The organism is Paenibacillus agri (genome assembly GCF_013359945.1).
In the GTDB taxonomy this organism is placed as follows: domain Bacteria; phylum Bacillota; class Bacilli; order Paenibacillales; family Paenibacillaceae; genus Paenibacillus_AQ; species Paenibacillus_AQ agri.
In genome coordinates, this window is sequence record NZ_JABWCS010000200.1 from 103,456 (window position 1) to 123,353 (window position 19,898).

The window sequence follows — 19,898 nt, forward strand, 5'->3', positions numbered from 1 at the left end:
AGTAGAGTGAGGAGATGCAATTTGAAACCCGCAGCCGCATTACCGGCAAGTAAGATGAATGACAGCAAGTTTCGGCTGTTGATGAGGGAAATATGGAAGAACAGAATGGTGTATACCCTGGTGCTACCAGGTTTGGTCTGGTTAATTCTGTTCGCGTATCTTCCAATGGGCGGTTTGTCGTTGGCCTTCAAGGATTTTAAAGCCAATTTGGGAATATGGGGCAGTCCTTGGGTAGGATTCGAAAATTTCAAGTATGTATTCCGGGACCCGGCGTTTGCTGGTGCGGTATGGCGTACACTCGCCATTAACATCGGTAAGCTGATCATCCAGTTCCCGTTCCCGATTATCCTGGCACTTCTGATTAACGAACTGCGCATGACCCGTTATAAGAAAGCGCTACAGACTGTATTTACCTTCCCGAACTTCTTGTCCTGGATCGTTGTGTCCGGTGTGGTCATCAACGTTCTTTCTTATGATGGTCTGGTGAACAGCCTCATTAAATTACTCGGTGGAACAGGCATTAACTTCCTGGGTTCCGAGAAATTGTTCGTACCGATGTTGTATTTGGCAGACATTTGGAAATCAGCCGGATGGGGAGCGATTATCTTCCTGGCTGCGATTTCCGGGATTGATACGGATCAATATGAAGCCGCTCAGATTGATGGAGCTACACGTCTTCAACAAATTTTCAAAGTTACGATTCCGAACATTTTGCCGACCATTACCATTATGTTCATTCTATCTGTAGGTGGTCTGATGTCTTCCGGATTTGACCAAATCTTCAATATGGCAAATGCGGCGACTAAGAATGTCTCGGAAGTGCTGGATGTGTACATCTACCGGATTACGTTCCAGTCCGCTACGGACTTCTCGTTCTCCACCGCAGTCAGTCTGTTCCGTTCGATTGTCAACATGATATTACTGCTTCTGGCTGACAGAGCTGCCAAGCTTATGGGCGGCGACGGTTTATTCCGGTAAGAAAGGAGAGCTAAACAAATGAGCAAGAAATCCAAGGCCAAGGTAGGCAGTCAGAAGATGACGACAATGGATTATGTCATTTTCGCAATTTTGACTGTAGGTGCTTTAGCCATCCTGATTCCTTTTTGGAATGTAATCATGATTTCCTTTTCCACGCAAAAGGAATATGCCGACAATCCATTAATGCTATTCCCGAAACACCCGACACTGGAGTCGTATAGAGCGCTCTTCGCGGAAGGTCTCATCGGGACAGGTTATCTGAATACAATGAAGATTCTTGTACTAGGTCTGCCGTTAAGCTTGTTCTTGACGACAAGCATGGGCTACGGCCTGAGCAGAAGCAAGTTTCCAGGTAAAAAACTGATCTTCATGCTTGTTCTGTTCACGATGATCTTCAACGGCGGGATTGTACCGCTCTATCTCATCATGAAGGACTTGCACCTGACAGGCACACTATGGTCCGTCATTTTGGCGGGAAGCTTCAGTGCCTTCAACCTGATTCTGATGTCCAACTATTTCAGCGGCCTGCCTGAATCCTTGATGGAATCGGCACGGATCGACGGGGCTGGAGAATGGAAAATCCTCTTTAGAGTGGTATTGCCATTGTCGGCACCGATCGTAGCTACAATCACGCTGTTCTATGGTGTAGCTTTCTGGAACGGCTGGTACGAAGCGATGATCTTCCTGCGAAAAGCGGACCAGATGCCATTGCAGAATGTGCTGCGATCTATCATTACGGAGGCGCAGGTCAACGCAGCTAATGCCAGCAGCTTGGGTGCTGCCGGCAAGCAGTCCTTCTCCATGGGTATGAAAATGGCGGCGGTATTCGTAACCATGGTTCCGATCATGTGTTTCTTCCCGCTGCTACAGAAGCATTTTGCTAAAGGGGTATTAACAGGGGCTATCAAGACCTAGTTTATACATGAGTAACATCAAGAGACAGATAGTCACACACAAACAGGAGGTCTATCATGAACACATTCAAAAGAAAGTCAGTCAGAACGATTTTGGCAGCTGTATTAGGCACTTCCATGGTCTTGCTGGCAGCATGCTCGAACTCAAGCAACAATGGAGCTGAAGCAGGCAACTCCGATTACGGAAATCCTACAGATGGTTACAAAAATAACCTGAATATCTCCATTGCCAGCACGATCAAAACAGCGAACTCTGATTTCGATAACGAATTCCATAAATATTTTACCGATAAATTCAACATCAAATGGGATTACAACTACGTAGAGTGGGATTCTTGGGCAGAGAAGCTGCGCCTGTGGATCAACTCTGGCGATCTGCCGGACGTAGCGAGCTGGAACTATGTTCACGGTGATGCCCTCAATTATATCGATCAAGGTCTGTTGTACAAACTTCCGGATAACTGGAAAGAGCGTTGGCCAAACGTAGCAGCAGCTTACAAGCTGACTGGACTTGGTGACAAGCTGGAAGAATTGGTCGGCGGTACTTATGTTCTGCCAAGACCGGTATACAACGAGAACAAGCCGGCTGATCCGCTTGTGAACCAAATCGGCGTTATCGCCCTTCGTTCTGACTGGGCCAAGGCAGTAGGTTTCCCGATTAAGGATGCTTACACTACAAGCGAACTGATGGATTTTGCAAGACTGCTTAAAGAGAAAGATCCAGGCAAGGTTGGGGCGAATCTGGTTCCTATCTCCTATGATGTCAACGATGCACTGACCAACATTATTATGGCTAACAGCGCACATTCACGTGTGGAATCTGCCTTCTACAAAGATGCGGATGGCAAATACCAATGGGGACCTGCCAACCAAGAAACGCTGACAGGCTTAAAGGATCTGCAACAAGCGTATAAAGAAGGTCTGCTGCACCCAGAGTTCTACACTTGGAAGAACGGTGAAGCTAACCAAAAGTTCAATGTTAACGGTGTATCCGGGATTACTAGTCTTGGAGGACTGGCTTCCTACAGAAAAGACATGGATCAAAGAATGAAGGATAACCTCGGCTTGAACAGCGATGATGTCGTGCATACCGCTATCGTCCTTGGTGATGACGGTAAATACCGCAACCTGGAGCAAGTTAACTTCTGGTCTGCTGTAATCTTCTCGCCAAACATCAGCAAAGAGAAATTCGAGCGCATCATGGACTTCATGGAATACACAACAGCCAAAGAAGGCAACTTGATTGTTAACATGGGCTTTGAAGGAAAAGACTGGAAGTATGGTGAGAATCAGGAGTTGGAAAGCCTTCTGCCTGAAGGACAAACCCTGGATAAGAAATATCCAAACCGTTTTGAAGGACTGTATGTCCTGGCGGATGACTTCAGCATTGTGAATCCTGGCATCAAGAAAGAATATCGTGAGCGTTCCGTGCAATTGTTCAAGGAAAAAGCTGAACTTGGAATGAAAGACAAATCACTTGCTGATTACGATTGGGACTTCCAACTGTATGATTCCAAAGCCAAGAACCAGGCGTCCTTCGACTATGCTACCGAATATACGAACCTGATTCTGCAACCAGGTGATCTTGAAAAGAACTGGAAAGACTGGGTTAACAGCAAAATGTCACTTGTACAACCTGTTCTTGATGAATTGAACAACTTGAAAAAGTAATTCCTGCCCCATGCGCGGAGGAACCGAGCGTGGTTAGTATCTTTAATTAATCGTGCGGACGGGAAAGTATTGATTCCCGTCTTCCCGGGCTCGCCCGGGCCGAACCGCTACAGAACCCGGGTGCGAATTGCTGCACCCGGGTTCTTCCATTAGACATTATATATAGAAATCATACAACGGGGGATTTGAAATGGACGATCGGCAACTGGTCATCTTGTTAAATCAGATGACACTTGAGGAGAAGATTGCTCAATTACAACAGCTAGCCGCTAACTTCTATGAAGGGGCGGAGAGCGGAGGGCAGATTACTGGCCCGATGGAAGCAATGGGCATGACAGATCAAATGATAGAGAGCAGTGGTTCTGTGCTTGGTCTGGCAGGGGCGGAGCAAGTGATTGCCGTGCAGAAAGCTCATCTGCGTAAGAACAGACTGGGCATTCCGCTGCTGATGATGGCTGATATCGTTCACGGCTTCAAGACTATTTTCCCGGTGCCACTAGCTATTGGCTGTTCCTGGGATTTGGAAGAAGCGGAGCGCAGCGCAGCTGTTGCTGCTAAGGAAGCTGCGGTCTCGGGGGTACATGTGACCTATGCGCCGATGGCTGACCTGGTGCGTGACCCGCGCTGGGGAAGAGTGATGGAGTCCACAGGCGAGGACCCTCATTTGAATAGTCTGTTCGCCCGCGCGTTTGTGCGCGGCTTTCAGGGAAGCGATCTGGCAGGGGATAAGGACCGCGTGGCGGCCTGCATCAAGCATTTTGCCGCTTATGGACTTTCTGAAGCCGGACGTGATTACAACACGGTAGATTTGTCTGAACGCCATATGCGTGAATATTATTTGCCGGCCTATCGTGCGGCGCTGGATGAAGGCTGTGAAATGGTGATGACCTCGTTCAATACCATTGACGGGATTCCGGCCAGCGGGAATGTGAAGCTGCTGCGCGAACTGCTGCGTGAAGAATGGGGCTTTGACGGGATCCTGATCTCCGATTGGGGCGCAGTGAAGGAACTGATCCCGCATGGTGTTGCTGAGGATGAAGCCGAGGCAGCTCTGAAGGCTATACGCGCCGGTGTGGATATTGAAATGATGACGGCTTGTTATGTACACCAATTGCCTGCTCTTGTGCGGGACGGCCTGGTGGATGAGAAGCTGATTGATGAGTCTGTACTGCGCATTCTGAAGCTGAAGCAGAAGCTGGGATTGTTCGAGAATCCTTATCGTGCTGCTGATCCAGAGGCTGAGCGTGAGGTAGTGTTCTGCGAGGAGCACCGTACAGCCGCACGTGAGCTGGCTGTTAAATCCAGTGTGCTCTTGAAGAATGATGGGGTGTTGCCTCTCTCAAGAGATCAGAAGGTGGCCCTGATTGGTCCATTCGCCCGCAGCGGTGACATTCTTGGTCCATGGTCCTGGACGGGCTCCATGGAGGATGCTGTCAAGCTGGAGACAGCGATGACCGCACGGGTTGGCGCGGATCATATTACCGTAGCTGAAGGCTCAGGCATAGAGACTATGACTGAAGAGCAATGGCAGGAGGCGGAAGCCGCTGCGCTGGCTGCAGATGTTATCGTGCTGGCACTCGGGGAAAGCTCCGAAATGAGCGGTGAAGCGGGCAGCCGCGCCGATATCCGTCTTCCGGAAGCGCAAAGAGAATTGCTGCTTCGCCTGAAGGCACTGGACAAGCCAATCGCTGTTGTATTGTTCAACGGACGTCCGCTTGATCTCGGCGGTGTATATGAGACAGCAGACGCCATCCTGGAAGCCTGGTTCCCGGGTAGTGAAGGAGGAGCGGCAATTACAAGCTTGCTCTACGGCGATGAGAACCCTTCAGGACGGCTTAGTATGTCCTTCCCGGTATCGGTGGGACAAATCCCGGTATACTATAACCATTTCAACACAGGTCGTCCTGTGGATTCGCCGGATGCCGATGGACGTTATGTCTCGCAATATCTCGATATTCCGAATGAACCACTGCTGCCGTTTGGCTATGGTCTTAGTTATACAACCTTTACTTACAGTGAACCCGTCGTATCCTCGGGTATCATGTCCAAGGATCAGCCGCTTCAGGTGTCGGTGACTGTCACCAATACCGGAACGGTTGCTGGCCAAGACATTGTTCAGCTTTACATTCGAGATATTTCAGGCGAAGTAGTAAGACCTGTTAAGGAACTGAAGGACTTTGCCAAAGTTAGTCTCCTGCCTGGAGAGAGCAGTGAGATTCACTTCACACTTACAGAAGAACAGCTTCGCTATCACCATAGTGATCTCAGCTTTGTTAGTGATCCGGGACAATTCCAATTGTTCGTCGGTCCAAACAGCCGAGATGTGAAGAGCCACAGCTTCCGCCTGGAGAAGGCGGCAGTAGAAAATATACGGCATGTGCTGTCGTAAAGGATAGGAGTGATCAGGAATGACAACTAATAACACTAACATCTCCCTGAGTACTGGAGAACTGTCGTTTACTTTTCTGAATAGCGGGGATGTATTTAAAGCTTCATACGGACGGACGATGATCAACCAGCTTTTGTCCGGTCTGCTGGATGGCGCGCTGTCCAACCTTTATCTGCGTTTGCACCTTGATGGAGGCATTCAAGCATTTCCTTTGCTAGGCATCCGTTCTTCCAGCACGGTTCGCCAGGATGGCAACCGAGTGGTTTGGGAAGGCAAAGCCGGACATGTGGAATATCAAGTGGTCTTCACCCTGGGTTCGGACAGTATCTGGTTCTGGGATGTAACACTGACAGGTAGCGATGTTGAGGTTGATCTGGTGTACGGTCAGGATGTCGGTATTGCCGATATCGGCGCGGTACGCAGTAATGAAGCATATTTGTCGCAATATATTGACCATGCGGTATTCGAAGATAGCACTAAAGGTTACGTCGTTTGCTCCAGACAGAACCAGCCGCAAGGCGGGAAATTCCCGTATCTACAGCAAGGTTCCCTGACCGGAGCAGCCGGATTCTCGACGGACGGGTTCCAATTCTTCGGCCTGTCCTATAAGGAGACGAATGAACCTGAATCTTTAAGCCGCGAGAAGCTGGCGAATGAAGTATATCAATATGAGTTTGCCTATACGGCGCTGCAATCCGCACGGGTGAAGCTGGACGGTAATGCCCGCTTTGTCTTCTACGGTTTGTTCAAGGAGAATCACCAGGATGCAGTGACTGGACTGGAATTCGCAGACGAGATCACTGCCGCATGGAATGCGGTAAAAGATGCCGAAGTCCAAAGCGGAGCAGCGGCTGAACGTCCTGCCTTAACGTCTGAGCTTGGAGCGCCATTGGCCGCCCTGTCGTTGACTACGGAAGAGATCAATGCCTTGTACCCGGTTCGTCATCAAGAAGAGTGGGAAGGGGATACGCTACTCTCCTTCTTCACGGATACTTATGAGCATGTAGTCTTGAAGGAAAAAGAACTGCTGGTAGAGCGTCCGCATGGTCATATTCTGATGAGCGGGGACAATGCCCGTCTCAACGATAAGGTCATTACTACTACTTCTTATATGTACGGAATTTTCAATTCCCAGGTCGTTATCGGCAACACGAATTTCAACAAGCTGATGACCAATCCTAGAAATGCGCTGAATATTGCTAAAACATCAGGTCAGCGTATTTATGTACAAATCGATGGGCAGTACAGACTGTTGACTATGCCATCCCTGTTCGAGATTGGCTTCAACTATGCCCGTTGGCATTACAAGACCGAGAATGAGGTCTTCATTATTACGAACTACACGACAGCGAATGAACCTGAGCTGTTGCTGAATGTTCGGGCAGAGAGCGGTACAGCCTATCGTTATTTGGTAACGAACCAAATTACGATGAATGTCAACGAATATGAACTGGCTTACAAGGTAAAGCAGGAGAATGGCAGTATCATCTTCCAGGCTGACAGCGAATCGCTAAGCGCTGACGTATATCCTGAGCTGCAGTACCGTTTCCAATTGCAAGGTGCTGAGCTGTCGTTGACCGATGAGTCTAAGCTGGTTAGCGGCGTTGCTCCTGAGAAGGCGCCACTAGCTGTTCTGGAACTGTCGTCTAGTGCAGAATGGACCCTGAGTATTCAAGGTTTGTTAGACGGACAAGCCCTACCTGAACGTCAAACGACAGTGGAAGCGGAGATTGCTTCTTATCGTGAATTCTATACCGGTGTTATGAACGGGTTCCATCTGAGCGATAAAAACGGAGAAGAAGGCGAACTGTTCAAAGTAAACGCGCTTGCTTGGTGGTACACGCATAATATGCTGGTTCACTATTCCGTTCCGCATGGTCTGGAGCAGTACGGCGGCGCGGCATGGGGAACACGTGACGTCTGCCAAGGCCCTGTTGAATACTTCATGGCTACGCACAAGTATGAGCAAGTTCGTGAGATCATCTTGACCATCTTCGCTCACCAATATGAGGATGATGGCAACTGGCCGCAATGGTTCATGTTCGATAAGTATACGAAGATTCAACAGGAAGAGAGCCATGGCGATATTATCGTTTGGCCGCTCAAAGTATTGGGAGATTACCTGGCGGTTACTCGTGATTATGGAATCCTGCAGGAGCAGCTTCCATACACCCGTAAACATAGCTTCGACTTCACGGAGGAGACTGAAAGCCTGCTGGATCATGCGCGTAAGGAGATCGGCTATATTCAAAGCCATTTCCTGCATGACACCCATCTATCCTCCTACGGCGACGGAGACTGGGATGATACGTTGCAGCCTGCGAACCCGCAGCTTAAGCAATACATGGTGAGCAGCTGGACGGTTGCTCTGACCTATCAGACGCTAAACCGCTTCTCCAAGGTACTGGAGGCTGTTGATGCAGACACTGCACAGCAGCTTGGCAAGCTGGCCGAAGGCATCCGTGAAGACTTCAACACACATATGCTGCAATCCGAAGTTATCCCTGGCTTCCTCTACATGGAAGATCCGGAACAAGTGAAGCTGATGGTACATCCTAGCGACACCGAGACAGGGATTCAATATCGTCTCCTGCCGATGACACGCAGCATGATCAGTGAACTGCTGACGCCTGAACAGGCTGAAGCACATTATGCGGTGATTCAGGATAAATTGTTCTGCCCTGACGGCGTGCGGTTGATGAACCGTCCGGCTCAATATGTCGGCGGAGTCAGTAAGCATTTCAAACGTGCAGAGCAGGCTTCGAACTTCGGCCGCGAAATCGGACTTCAATATGTGCATGCACATATACGTTACGTGGAAGCGATGGCTAAGCTGGGCAAGAATGATCAGGTCTGGAGTGGACTGGCTGCCATCAACCCGATTGGTATCCGTGATGTAGTACCAAATGCTGAATTGCGCCAAGCGAATTCTTACTTCAGTAGTTCGGACGGTAAATTCAATACTCGTTATGAAGCGCAAGAAGGCTTTGACAAGCTGCGTACCGGTGAGGTTGCGGTAAAAGGCGGCTGGAGAATCTATTCCAGCGGTCCTGGGATCTACATGAACCAGCTGATCTCCAACGCCCTTGGTATTCGCCAAGAAGGCGGGGATCTGATCCTCGATCCGATTCTGCCGGAGTCGCTTGACGGCATGAAGTTTGCTTTTGAATATGCTGGAGCCAAGGTGGACTTCATCTATCATCTGACAGGTGGAGAGATTTCGCGGGTTACAGTGAACGGCAACGATGTAGCTACCAAAGACAACCACAACCGCTACCGCAGCGGTGGTGTCCGCATCGATCGTAAAGACTATGACCAGTTCAGCAAAGCTGAGGGCAATGTCGTAGAGATCTACCTGTAAAAAGCATGCTATATGGAATGCATTAAAGGAATAAACATAGCCAAGAAATAAGAGAGCTTATATAAGAAGGATTGAAGTGTAATTAACGGCATTTTCGTACCTTAAATCCTCTGCAGCTAGGGGTTAGTGGAGATTAAGTGCAATATTGTACCTTAAATTTTCCAAAATAGTCCATCCAGTGTACCTTTTCGGAAATTAAGATACAATTATGACCTTATTCCCCTGATTTACCTATATTGAAGAAAAATAAGGTACAAAAATGCTGTTAGTTGGAGAGGGAGCCCTCTTTTTCACAGTTAAGACAACTGGTGAAGCGGACTATACCGCTTCTAGTGGTTGAAATCTGTCGACAGACAGTCTATGAACCGATGCGAGCTCTCCTATGGAAAGCATTCAGGCGAGAGCTTTGCGCCTGTAGTTCCAAACTTCTCCGTTAGCTCATCTTAGCTCTTTGTTAATTTCTTTTGTTCGATTGTATATAACTAAAAAAAGAGGCGATTCCTGGCTGGCCAGCCGGAATTGCCTCTTTTTTGTTCATCTATATAAATTAGAAAATTAAGTTAGAACAAAGTCTGTTGGGAATACATCTTCGAAGCGATCTTGCTTCTCGTATATATTATGCCAAGTTTTAGCGATAAGATCGGAATTTCCAGCCGTTCCGATTGTATCAAGATTCTAATTGAGAGATGTCCTACAAATATGCCTTACAAATCATGTTCTTGCCGCTGAAGCCGGGGAGACATTGGGGTAATCAGAATTTGAGGGCTCTGAAGGATCGATCAATAGCCCGTTCGGGTTATTTTTATGATGTTCACGTAGTTGTCAGAAAGAGTTGATCCTTTCTTGAACGTTTAAAGACGAAGTCGTGACCTCAATTGAATTGTTTCAAATTGAAGATATAATAATTTTGAATATCAGGATTCATAATATGAAAAGCAGAGACGCAGGGGTGCAGGGAAGCCTTTTTGTCTATCTTGTGAAAAAAATCTCTATTAGCCCATTACGAGGTCAAAAAAGGGTTTATGAAAGAAACAGAACGGGGACGCTGAGTAGCATAATTCTGATATTTATTATACGAACAGAGCTTGAGAGGAGGCATTAGCCTATGGGAGTAGATACGGTATTTTGGAGTAAGCTGGTTACAGGGATGACCCTGGGGTTCCATGCTATTTTCGCAACACTTGGCGTCGGCATACCGCTGATGATTGCCATAGCCGAGTTGATCGGTGTCCGCAAACAAGATCCTCACTATACACTGATGGCCAAGAGATGGTCACGAGGATTTGTTATTTCCGTAGCAGTCGGTGTTGTGACAGGCACCGCAATTTCATTACAGCTAGCTTTGGTATGGCCTAATTTTATGAAAATGGCGGGCAATGTCATCGCGCTTCCGTTATTTTTGGAAGTGTTTGCTTTCTTTTTTGAAGCTATTTTTCTAGGAATCTATTTGTATACATGGGACCGGTTCAAAAATCCATATATTCATTGTCTGCTGATGATTCCCATTGTCTTGGGAGCAGGGATGTCCGCAGTGTTTATCACAACGGTCAATGGATTTATGAATCAGCCGCAAGGCTTTGTCATGAATGCCGGGCAATTCACAGCCGTTAATCCGTTACAGGCCATGCTGAATGCTGCAACCTTCTCCAAGGTGTTTCATGTATTAAGCTCCGCTTATTTGACAGGAGCCGCTCTCTTGGCCGGTGTTGCAGCTATAACCATGCTGAGAAAAGGCGTTACGCCTTACCACAAAAAAGCCTTGAAACTTATGATGGGGGTAGTTTTACTATTCAGCTTGCTCAACACGTTGGCAGGGGATGTCTCGGCTAAATTTTTGGCTGAGCATCAGCCGGAAAAGCTGGCTGCCGGGGAATGGCATTTTAAAACGGAAAAGGGCGCAGATTTGATTTTACTCGGCTTCCTTAATGCGGAGCATGAAGTCATAGGTGCACTTCATCTTCCGAAAGTTCTCAGCTTCCTGGCTTTTGGAGATTTTAATGCAACAGTCACAGGGCTTGATCAAATCCCGAAAGAGGAATGGCCTCCGCTGCTCATTCATTACTTCTTTGATGCGATGGCCGGAATCGGATTTGCACTACTGGCGATTTCCCTGCTTTATTTTCTCTTTGTCTTCTGGAAGAAGCGTAATGAGCTTAATAAATGGCTGCTTCGAATAATAGCACTAGGTGGAGTGCTTGCTTTTATGGGCGTCGAGTTAGGTTGGTTTTATGCTGAGCTGGGACGGCAGCCTTGGATCATCCGGGGATATATGCGTGTGGATGAAGCAGCGACCTCTTCACCCAATGTGCGGATTTTATTTTTCTTCTTCCTGCTCCTTTACATCGTACTGGGGATCATGTGTGTACTTGTGTTAAGACGCTTGTTTAACAATAATCCGCCAGAAGTCGAGATGGAAAAGTGGGCGAAGGATAAACGCAATCTCACTACAGAAGAAGGGGAGCACGCGTAATGAATTATGAATTGATTGGCATCTCGGTGCTCTGGCTGTTCTTGTATGGCTATTTAATAGTAGCTTCTATTGATTTTGGCGCAGGCTTCTTTGCTTTCTACGCTCGCCTGACCAAGCAGGACCACTTGATTAATCGTCTGATTTCACGTTATTTATCCCCCGTCTGGGAGATTACGAATGTCTTCTTTATCTTTTTCTATATTGGTATGGTCGGTTTTTTCCCTGATACGGCCTACTACTACGGTTCAGCGTTGCTTGTTCCGGGAAGCATTGCTGTGATTCTGCTTGCTATCCGCGGATCATTTTATGCCTTTGAGAACTATGGGGCCAAGAGCAGCATAGTGTACTTGTTTCTATACGGTGCTTCCGGATTGCTTATTCCGGCCTCCTTATCGGTAGCGCTCACCTTATCTGAGGGCGGATTTATTGTAAAAGGTCAGGATAGTGTTGCGCTTGATTACTGGGCGTTGTTTTCAAGCCCGTTATCCTGGAGCATCGTTGGACTGGCGATTGTTTCTGTCTTGTTCATCAGCAGTGCATTTTTGACCTTTTATGCCTCCCGTGCGGAGGATACCGGTGCCTTGAAGCTGATGCGGAGCTATGCTCTGTTTTGGAGTACACCGACCATTGTTATTGCACTGACTGCTTTTATATACCTTGGCCAGCACAATTCGCGTCATTTTCAAAACATGATGGATCTATGGTGGCTGCTGGCGATTTCCGTTGGATTCTTTATGACGGCAATGTGGCTATTGTACAATGGGCGCCGCTACGGTCTGGCATTTATATGTGTCATGTTGCAATTCTTCAGCGCTTTCTTTGCGTACGGTATTGGGCAGTACCCCTATATCATTGATCCTTACATTACGATCCAGAACAGTGCCACTTCGCCGGCTATGGGTCTCGCCTTAATTATTGTTTTTGTCGGAGGGCTATGTCTGCTGATCCCTTCACTTATTCTTGTTTTCAGACTTTTTCTCTTTGATGCGGACTATGTAAAGGGGAAACATTAAAGGAGGGGAAGGAACGTGAAGGGGAAAACAAGTCTGATATCTCAGCAAATGTCTGTGCAAAGGAATCGCCTCGCTATCCTCGCAATTCTCTCTCTAGGGCTCAGCGTAGCTATTGTAGGCCAGGCTGTGCTGCTAGCGGATGCAGTCCAGCGGATCTTTGTACAAGGGGAAGCACTTTCGTCAGTTGTTGCTCTGCTGGGAGCACTGCTGGCAGTTATGGCTGTACGGAGTCTTTTATCCTATGGAAACGGAAGGATTGGCCTCAACATGGCTGCTACCGCGAAAAGAAATATGCGGTCAGCGCTGCTACAGAATATGATTCACGCCTCCATTCCTTCGGCCATTCGTGGACAAGCAGGGGAGAAGGTGAGTATTGCACTGGATGCCGTGGATGAGGCTGACAGCTATTTCAGCCAATATATGCCCCGTATGATCGAAGTTTCTATGATTCCGGTGCTTATTTTAATAGTTGTATTTACCCAGCATGCCAATTCCGGTTTTATCATGCTGTGCACAGCGCCCTTTATCCCTTTATTCATGATTCTGGCGGGACTAAAGACCAAGAACAAATCTGAGGAGAAATATGCCCAGCTGGCTGAATTCTCAGGTACGTTTCTCAACGCGGTTCGAGGACTGGTGACGTTGAAAATATTCGGGCAGGCCCGGCGCCAGCAACAAGAAATTGAACGCAGCAGTATGGGATACAGGGATGCAACGATGAGTATCTTGAGAATTGCGTTCACGAACACGTTTATGCTGGAGACCATTGTGATGCTAAGCATTGGTATTGTTGCCCTGGAGCTGGCGATCCAATTGCTTATTTATAAATCGATTACTTTTCATACAGCCTTTTTGATCCTTCTTCTTGTTCCTGAATACTACAGTCTTTTCAAAAATACAGGAACAGCCTTTCATACTGGCCGCACAAGCATGGGAGCGATCCGGAAGGTTGAACAGATGATGGTGGAAACGGATGGGAAAAGTCAAGGACTGAAAGAAGAACAGGAAGGAACAAGGAGTGGTGAATCCCGTCTGGATACCATTGTCATGCCTCCGTCCATCGGGCTGGATCACATTCGATTCCGTTATCTTCCTGATTCGTTTGAACTGTGCACACCATCTATAACGATTGGACAAGGCCAGAACGTGGCGATTGTGGGCAAAAGCGGCTCAGGCAAAACGACTCTGCTTCATCTCATTGCCGGCTTACTCAGACCGGATTCCGGTGAGATTCTGGTGAACGGCAATCTGATTTCGCAATTCGCAGAATCCGAGTGGTTCGAACGAATGAGCTATATTACGCAGCACCCGTATATTTTTGCAGGTACACTCGCTGAGAATATTGCCATAGGTACGGGCCGTGATGTGTCCAGAGCAGAAATCGAGCGGGCAGCATCAGAGGCTGGGCTTGCTGACCTCGCTGCCCAGTTGGAGCATGGCTATGATACCTTGGTTGGTGAAGGCGGGAGAGGATTGTCCGGAGGCGAGCAGCAGCGTCTGGCTCTGGCGCGTGCCTTTCTGAAGCGGCCGTCTCTGATCCTTTTTGATGAACCAACGGTAGGTTTGGATCTGTACACGGAGCGCATTCTGCAGAAGTCCTTAAATACACTAGCCCAAGGGGCGACAATGATTACGGTGGCGCATCGGCTATATACGATACAGCATGCTGACAACATTCTATTTATGGATAATGGCGTATTAGTAGGTTCGGGCCGGCATGACGAGCTTCTGAAGACTCTACCTCAGTATGCCGAGATGATCCAGGTTCAAAGAGAAGGGGGATTGGCATGAACGATCTGGCTATTCTGTCCAAAGCGATGATACAGGAGCGAAAAGATATTGTTATTGCCATTCTCGGCGGATTTATTGCCGGCATTGCCGGAGTGTTTCTTTTTTCCACAAGCGGCTATCTGATCTCCCAGACTGTATTCATGCCGCCCCTGTATACCTTGATTGTATTGACATCGCTGGTTAAAATGCTGGGCTTGCTCCGTGCGGGAAGCCGTTATGGAGAGCGCCTGTACTCCCATCGCGCGACATTCTCCATGCTAAGCCGGTTACGGACAACCTTTTTTGCCAAGCTCATTCCCTTAACACCAGGTGTATTGAACAAAAAGCGCAGCGGAGACCTGCTTGCCCAGATCGTGGGGGATGTGGAGAGCCTACAATTTTATTTTTTACGCGTTGCCTATCCGCCGGTTATTGTCGTTATGGTTTTTTTGGCAACGATCCTGTTTACATCGGTATTCTCCATCTGGATTGCAGCGTTATTCGTGCTGGGGATGATCGTCGTCGCCTTTGTTGTTCCTGCCATCGTCCTGATCGGCCAGCGAAAAATAGTGGGTCATGTGCGCGGGCAGCGGGCAGCACTGTCAACAGAGTTTACCGAGGTTCTGTATGGTTTTCGTGAATTAAAAGTATATGGTCAATTGAAGCAGCGGGAACAACAGCTTCAGAATATTTCAGCAGATTTAGCGGCCGGGCAACGGCGAGAAGCGGGTCATTTGCTCCTGGGCCAATCCCTGCATACCTTTGTTACGTTTTTAATTTCCTGGGGGGTATTGGTGCTTGGTGCTAGTCTGATTATGAAGGGCCAACTGGCTGGCGTATTTCTTGCCATGCTGGTCATGGCTTCGCTCACAGTATTTGAAGAAGCTGCGGCAATGGCTACACTGCCTGCATATAAGCAGGATAGTGAACATGCTGCTAATCGGCTTACTGAAACGGTTCAGGCCGCTAAGGAGGAATCTTCACCTTCAGGTGGACTGCTCTCTGTTCAACAAGGTGTTTCGGTTAAGCTATCGGATATTGCGTTTCAATATGAAGGGGAATGGCGTCCTGCGTTAAAGAACATTTCGCTGGAACTTCCGCCAGGCTCCAAGACGGCAATTGTCGGGCCGAGCGGCTCGGGAAAATCAACGATTGTTGATCTGCTGCTGGGGCTGCGTAAACCAACTGAAGGGGAGATCCGGATAAACGATGTGCTGCTCGAAGATCTGAACGAAACCAGCATTTGGGCCGCGGCAAATGTAGTTTTACAACATAATCATTTTTTCCGTGGAACCCTTAGAGAGAACCTGTTGCTCCAAGGTGAAGATTATTCTGATGAAGTGTTGACTGAGACCCTGGGTAAGGCAGGGCTTCCCAATAAATCGTTAAGTGATTTGGTATATGAGAATGGTGAGAACTTGTCTGACGGAGAGAAACAGCGTTTGGCTATTGCACGAGTAATGCTTCGGAAAGGAAAACTGTGGATATTGGATGAACCTACTTCGTCTCTGGATTATGTCACAGAACAGCGTGTTCTCGGGCATATTTACGAGCAGGCGGCTGAAGATACACTTCTGCTGATTTGCCATCGGCTTATCGGTCTGGACCAAATGGATCAAATCGTAGTGGTGGATCAGGGGAGGATAGTAGAAAGAGGTTCCTACTCAGAGCTTATGGAGCAACAAGGTTACTTCTATGAGATGAAGGGGATTGAGCGGCAGATGGTTGGAGAAGATCGGGCATAAAGTTTCGCTGTGTCGATGAAGAGATTCGGAGGTGAACGACCTGACTCATCATTTGAAAAAAAGAATTCTGTTAGTAGACGGGGATAATCGGGTCCGTACATTGCTGAGAAATTATCTCGAGAAAGAAAATTTCATTGTGGATGAGGCTGCCAGCGGCATTCAAGCGATTCGAGAATATTATGTGCATGGAAATTTTGATTTGATCGTACTAGACTACGAGCTGCCGGATATGAGTGGGCTGGAGATTTGCAAATATGTTAAGGATAGCGGGGACGTTCCGGTTGTTATTTTGTCTGCACGCGCCGAAGAAGGAGACCGCATTGAGGGCTTTCAGGCGGGTGCTGATGATTATGTCGTCAAGCCGTTTAGTCCAAGAGAGGTTCTACTGCGTATACAAAGTATTGTTGCTCGTATGACCGGAACCCACATATCTCATGTTAATGATTCATCAAGCAATGAAATACTGATCTCTGGAATTCTGATTCAGCCCAGTGCTCGGCGTATACGGGTACAAGGAAATGAAATTCACTTGACGCCCAAGGAGTACGATCTGCTGTATTTTCTAGCTACCAACCCGGAAAAAGTATTCTCCAGAGAAGAATTGTTGAGAGAGGTATGGAAGTGGCCGGTGAAGGAAACATGCGATGGGCGTACAGTCGATACCCATATCAAGCGATTACGTGAAAAGCTGACTTTCCATTCCGCGGAAGGAAATGAGTTCATTCAAACCTTATGGGGACACGGTTATATGTTCCGCTGTCTTGAGCAATCTTTGTCTTGAATAATAGTAAGTTAAAAAAGTCTCTGTGGTCACGTTATACTAACGCCCCAGAGACTTTTTTAGGTTATTGATGGATGGCCTATTCAATTTCTAGCCTTTGAACCTTTTACATCCTGCTTGGCGCAGGAAGACCTAATACGTTCAGCGCATCACCCAGCGTGGTCTGAAACTTGCCAGTCAGCCAGACCCGGAATCTCATGCTGTCTGCTTCTCCCTTCAGGATCGGGCAGAGCGAGTAAAAGTTATTGAACAGGGTAGCCAAGGTGTGGGCATAGGTACAGATCAGGTTCGGCGCGAGACTCTGTCCAGCCTCTTGGAGGGTATCCATCCAAGCGCTTAGATGTCTCAGTAATGCTGCTTCCGCAGCTTCTGGTGTGCCCGGGAATGGAACGGGGATTCCCGGCTCTTGCAACATCCCGGCCGCTTCAGCTTTGCTAAGCACACTTCCTGCCCGGGCAAAGGTGTACATCAGATAGACACCGGTATTGCCGGAGATCTCAGTGGCCTGCCGGAAGTCGAAGACAATCTCGGTGCCAAGATTAAAGCGCAGCAGGTAGTACCGAATGGCGGCATGAGCAATGATACGGCTGTCCAGCCCGCTTTTATCGGAACGGCTTTCTTCAATAGTACTCTCCATCAAAGTGATCAAGTCCGTCACCTTCACGCCAATGCCTTGACGGCCCGACATGGCATAAGAGCCTTTGCCGTCAGAGACATCAATGCCCAGTTCGGCTGCGGAAGCCGGGCTTAGTGAAACTACGCCGTAGCTTACATGATGTAACTTACCGGCCTGCTCGTTGTAGCCGAGCACCTGCAGCGCCTGCTTCACCATCTGCTGCGGATATTCCTGCCGGTTATCAATAACATTGATGACAGCATTTGCTTTGCCATAAGGCAGGGTGTGGCCAGTCATGCCCGTCGTCCATAAACCAGCGGAAAATTCGCTGTAGGAGAAGTCTTTTTCCAATAGTCCGAATTTCCAGAGATGGTAGGCAATATCTTTAGCGGTATAGGTTAAAATCCCGTTGGAGCGTACCAGCACTTTGTCAGCATGGTATTCGTCACTCTCTGCGTCTCCCGTTGGCGTCTCTCCGCTGTTCTGCTTTAGCACCCAACATCCGGCAAGCTTGCCTTCTGTTTCTTGAACGAAAGCTGGAGTCTGTGACAGGAGATCAAATGCAGCTGACCAGAAACCTTCTCTGACAATGCTGCTTTCCCAGACGAGCAGATCATAATTAATGCCGAAGCCTTTCATCTCTTCTACATGCTCCCGTACGATCCGCTCCGCTACGAGATTACCCAGCCAGGCTGTATTTCCCCGGCCTTCTTCCAAGGCATGCAGGGTGTCTGACCGTTTTGCTATCATCTCAGGCTCAAGAGCATACGCTTTGTTCACTTGCGAATAGACATCCCAGCAATAATCCCCGAAGCGGACATAATCACCTTCCAGCGGAATGTTCTGTAATCCCACCACCGTATCGGCAAGCTGGTTACCAAGATCATCCACATAGTTATGCACCTCTACCTGTTTCCCTGTTCTTCTCAGTATGCGCACCAAGGTATCCCCGATACAGGAGTTGCGGAGATGGCCGATATGTGCGGCCTTATTAGGATTAATGGAAGTATGCTCGACAACTACCTTCTCTCCTAAAGACGTCGGCAGGTCGAACGAACGCTTCGCCCATTCCGGCCAGTGAATCGATAGATTAATAAATCCGGGAGCGGCAACCTCCACTTTGCTGAACAGACCTGCGGCGTTACCTTGCTGTTCAAGTTCTGCTGCAATAAGTTCGGCAATGACCATAGGCGCCTTGCGCAAAGTTTTGGCTAACTGCAGGGCAATGCTGGTGGAATAATCGCCATGCTCCAAACTGGCAGGCTGTTGGATAGGGATGGGACCACTGGAGTAGGCCACACCCAGCGTATCGCATACATTATATACACTTTGATTCAAGCTTTCTCTGATGATGCTGCTTAACATGATAACTCCTCCTTTTAGATATAAAAAACAGCCCTCGTCTCTAAAAAAGAGACGAGGGCTGTTAGCGCTCGCGGTACCACTCTTGTTGCCGGACCTTGGGTCCAGCCACCTCACAGGTTAACGGCCTTCTGCCGGGACTTCCTACTGTTATGTTCAGAAGTCCATCTCACGGGTGCGCTTCATTATAAGTTCCGCACCGGCTTTCACTTACCCGGCTCGCTGAGGGCTGGAATCCCATAATTACTCTCCCGATCATCGATTGTCATATTAATTTTTCTAAGTATACCCAATTTCCCCAAGAATGCAATAGCCATTTCCCTTTTCTTGCAAACAGCTCGGAAATTAATTCTTTATCTATATCTGAATGCATGGTTATTTACGTCCACACCGACCGTAACAATATCGAATATTACTATATCGAGGCACTGATTTATGAATGCTAGAGATAATGATAGTGTCGCAGTTTCAAAATCTATTAAAAAGGAGTTGGAGCAATGAGTTTTTTATCAACAGGGCCGATAGAGAATGCGGTATCGCCGGTGAGTGGGATAAGACCGACTCAACAGTTGACGGTAAAGATCGACAATCGAAGTTCAGATACTGCCGCTTCCGTTGAAATTTACGGTTATTATCTGAACGGAGTAAGAACGGAGTATGTCTGTGAAGTACTGTCCGTATCCCCGAACCAGGTTATTACAAGAGACTATTTTGCTGACTTTGACGGTTTCGAGTTTATTTTCGAAACCCCGCTGGATGGACTGGACGACACTATCCAAATTTCAGTATGGGGTGTTGATGCTGAAGGGCAACTGGTAACTGCACACC

At 48.0% G+C, this 19,898-nt stretch carries 11 protein-coding genes, 1 pseudogene and 1 other annotated feature; of the genes and pseudogenes, 11 read left to right on the forward strand and 1 reads right to left on the reverse strand.

Annotated elements, in window-relative coordinates:
- Window positions 1-21 precede the first annotated feature (21 nt).
- The 10 genes from HPT30_RS08550 to HPT30_RS08595 all read left to right on the forward strand — a co-directional run bounded on the left by HPT30_RS08550 (window position 22) and on the right by HPT30_RS08595 (window position 17,092).
- Window positions 22-978 (forward strand): ABC transporter permease, encoded by a 957-nt coding sequence (locus HPT30_RS08550; RefSeq protein WP_217622302.1) that lies wholly within the window; start codon window positions 22-24, stop codon window positions 976-978.
- 18 nt (window positions 979-996) lie between these two features.
- Window positions 997-1,893: a carbohydrate ABC transporter permease gene (locus tag HPT30_RS08555; protein WP_175370978.1), complete on the forward strand. Its 897-nt coding sequence runs from the start codon at window positions 997-999 to the stop codon at window positions 1,891-1,893.
- A 56-nt stretch (window positions 1,894-1,949) separates the two neighbouring features.
- Window positions 1,950-3,563: an extracellular solute-binding protein gene (locus HPT30_RS08560; RefSeq protein ID WP_175370979.1), complete on the forward strand. Its 1,614-nt coding sequence runs from the start codon at window positions 1,950-1,952 to the stop codon at window positions 3,561-3,563.
- 190 nt (window positions 3,564-3,753) lie between these two features.
- Window positions 3,754-5,952, forward strand: coding sequence for a glycoside hydrolase family 3 N-terminal domain-containing protein (locus HPT30_RS08565; RefSeq protein WP_175370980.1), 2,199 nt, complete (start codon window positions 3,754-3,756; stop codon window positions 5,950-5,952).
- A 19-nt stretch (window positions 5,953-5,971) separates the two neighbouring features.
- A complete protein-coding gene (locus tag HPT30_RS08570; RefSeq protein ID WP_175370981.1) occupies window positions 5,972-9,313 on the forward strand; it encodes a GH36-type glycosyl hydrolase domain-containing protein in 3,342 nt (1,113 codons plus the stop codon).
- A 1,105-nt stretch (window positions 9,314-10,418) separates the two neighbouring features.
- Entirely contained in the window at window positions 10,419-11,783 is a 1,365-nt protein-coding gene (locus HPT30_RS08575) for a cytochrome ubiquinol oxidase subunit I (protein WP_175370982.1), read from the forward strand.
- A complete protein-coding gene (locus HPT30_RS08580) occupies window positions 11,783-12,796 on the forward strand; it encodes a cytochrome d ubiquinol oxidase subunit II (protein WP_175370983.1) in 1,014 nt (337 codons plus the stop codon). Before HPT30_RS08575 ends, HPT30_RS08580 begins: the two co-directional genes overlap by 1 nt.
- Window positions 12,797-12,811: 15 nt before the next feature.
- Window positions 12,812-14,587, forward strand: coding sequence for a thiol reductant ABC exporter subunit CydD (gene cydD / locus HPT30_RS08585; RefSeq protein ID WP_175370984.1), 1,776 nt, complete (start codon window positions 12,812-12,814; stop codon window positions 14,585-14,587).
- Window positions 14,584-16,311 (forward strand): thiol reductant ABC exporter subunit CydC, encoded by a 1,728-nt coding sequence (gene cydC, locus HPT30_RS08590; RefSeq protein WP_175370985.1) that lies wholly within the window; start codon window positions 14,584-14,586, stop codon window positions 16,309-16,311. Before cydD ends, cydC begins: the two co-directional genes overlap by 4 nt.
- A 31-nt stretch (window positions 16,312-16,342) precedes the next feature.
- Window positions 16,343-17,092, forward strand: a complete 750-nt coding sequence (locus HPT30_RS08595; RefSeq protein ID WP_312876319.1) for a response regulator transcription factor — start codon at window positions 16,343-16,345, stop codon at window positions 17,090-17,092.
- A gap of 106 nt (window positions 17,093-17,198) precedes the next feature.
- Here HPT30_RS08595 and HPT30_RS08600 read toward each other — a convergent pair whose 3' ends face one another.
- Window positions 17,199-19,073: an arginine--tRNA ligase gene (locus HPT30_RS08600; RefSeq protein ID WP_175370986.1), complete on the reverse strand. Its 1,875-nt coding sequence runs from the start codon at window positions 19,071-19,073 to the stop codon at window positions 17,199-17,201.
- 44 nt (window positions 19,074-19,117) lie between these two features.
- Window positions 19,118-19,338: a binding site (T-box leader), on the reverse strand.
- Window positions 19,339-19,567: 229 nt separating this feature from the next.
- Between HPT30_RS08600 and HPT30_RS08605 the strand changes: the two are divergent.
- Window positions 19,568-19,898, forward strand: a pseudogene (locus HPT30_RS08605) (YVTN family beta-propeller repeat-containing protein); the annotation flags it as partial.